The organism is Mesorhizobium sp. M4A.F.Ca.ET.020.02.1.1, assembly GCF_004022645.1.
Classification (GTDB): Bacteria; Pseudomonadota; Alphaproteobacteria; order Rhizobiales; family Rhizobiaceae; genus Mesorhizobium.
The window spans coordinates 1-1649 of record NZ_RZOI01001019.1 but is presented as its reverse complement, the minus strand read 5'-3'; the positions used below and the strand labels follow the sequence as shown (position 1 = coordinate 1649).

Annotated in this window: 2 protein-coding genes; one reads left to right on the top strand and one right to left on the bottom strand. The window is 59.9% G+C overall.

Annotated elements, in window-relative coordinates:
• Positions 1 to 109: 109 nt before the first annotated feature.
• Entirely contained in the window at positions 110 to 568 is a 459-nt protein-coding gene (locus EN742_RS34330; RefSeq protein WP_245492470.1) for a VOC family protein, read from the bottom strand.
• A 315-nt stretch (positions 569 to 883) separates the two neighbouring features.
• Here EN742_RS34330 and EN742_RS34325 point away from each other — a divergent pair.
• Positions 884 to 1649, top strand: a 766-nt coding sequence (locus tag EN742_RS34325) for a fumarylacetoacetate hydrolase family protein (RefSeq protein ID WP_148670499.1), incomplete at its 3' end; no start/stop codon positions are given.

Genomic DNA, 1649 nt, shown 5'->3' with positions numbered 1-1649 from the left:
CTTTTTCTCAGATCGTCTTGGCTTTCCTGGCGGCTTCGGCCATCCGTTCGCGCTCGACCTCGAACGCCTCAAAATCGAAGCGGCCCAGTTCGATCTCCTCGATCGGCGGCTAGGGGCGAGCAATGCCGTCCCAGCCGACCTGGTCGATGCCCCAGTAGAATTCGAGCAGGTTGCCGTCGGGATCGCGTCCGTAAAAACGCGGCTGGTTGCCGGGACCGCCCTTGCGTGCATTGACGATCGGTATCCCCCGCTCCTCGAAACGGCGATAAAGCGCAAGCAGATCGTCCGAGCTGTTCATCTCAAAGGCGATATGATGGAGGCCGAAGGCATGTTCGGCCGGCGGCTCGACAGCGTTCCTCAGCGTGAAGATCGACAGGCAGTGATGCGTGGAGTCGTTCCGGACGAACGATCCCGCCAGCACCGCGACACCGTGCCCGACCTCGTCCATGCCGTAATTGAACTGCTCGGTAAGCCGCATTCCCAGAACCTCAGTGTAGAAGCTGACCGACCGCTCCATATCCCGGACGGCGATCCCCACATGTCCGAGCCGACCAACGCGCAATGTCATTGTGCTTCCTCTCCTTTGATATCCGATAATCGGACAATATATGTTCGTTATTCGAAACTATGCGAGGTTGCGAATGTCGTCAAGAGGGATTGATCGTCGAATACGGAGAGAGGCGCAGGCGGCCGGAAAACCTGAGAGGAAGTCGGCATCTCATGGGTCCGCTGACCCGATCGGCAGACGCGCCGTGCAATTCGAGCAATGCTCAGGTCGCTGTCTTGACCGCTCTTGCGATGCCCACTACTATACCGAATATCGAACCATGTATGTCCGATATTCGGAAAATCTTTTCGACAATCAGCAACCAAAGGGAGCGCAATGACGAAGCTCGTCACATACACATCAGGCGATCAGCCGCGTCTCGGAGCGGTATATGGCGACCTGATCATCGATCTCGCCCAGGCAAACGGCGCCTTTCCGCAGGACGTGCCTTCGGGCAGGAATTGGGCATCGGGTGCCGTCGGTTTCCTGGAAGCCGGCGATGCAGCCCTGAAGGCGCTGCGGCGCCTGGTCGAAAAGGTGTCCGGATTGGACGAAGCGGATGCGCGCGGACGTTCGATCCTCATCCCGGCGAATTCCGTCAGCCTCCTGCCGCCGGTGCCCTTTCCACCCAAGATCATTTGCGTGGGCCGCAACTATGGCAAGCATGCCGAGGAGGCCGGGCGCCCCATCTCCGAAATCCCGATCATCTTCGCCCGTTTCGCCAAGACGCTGGTCGCTCCAGGCGGCAAGGTGGTGGTGCCACGTGTCTCCCATCAACTCGACTGGGAGGGCGAACTCGCCGTCATCATCGGCAAGGGCGGCCGCTATATTTCGCGAAAGGATGCGCTCGACCACGTCGCCGGCTATTCGATCTTCAACGACGTGACCGTGCGCGACTACCAGTTCCGCATCTCGCAATACACGGCGGGCAAGAACTTCGCCCATAGCGGGCCGTTCGGTCCCTATCTCGCCTTGCGCGACGAGGTCGCCAACCCGCATGCGCTGCAGATCACCACGACGCTCAACGGCGAGGTGGTGCAGTCGGGCAATACCAGCGAAATGCTGTTCGACATCCCGGCGATCATCGAGCACCTCTCCGAAT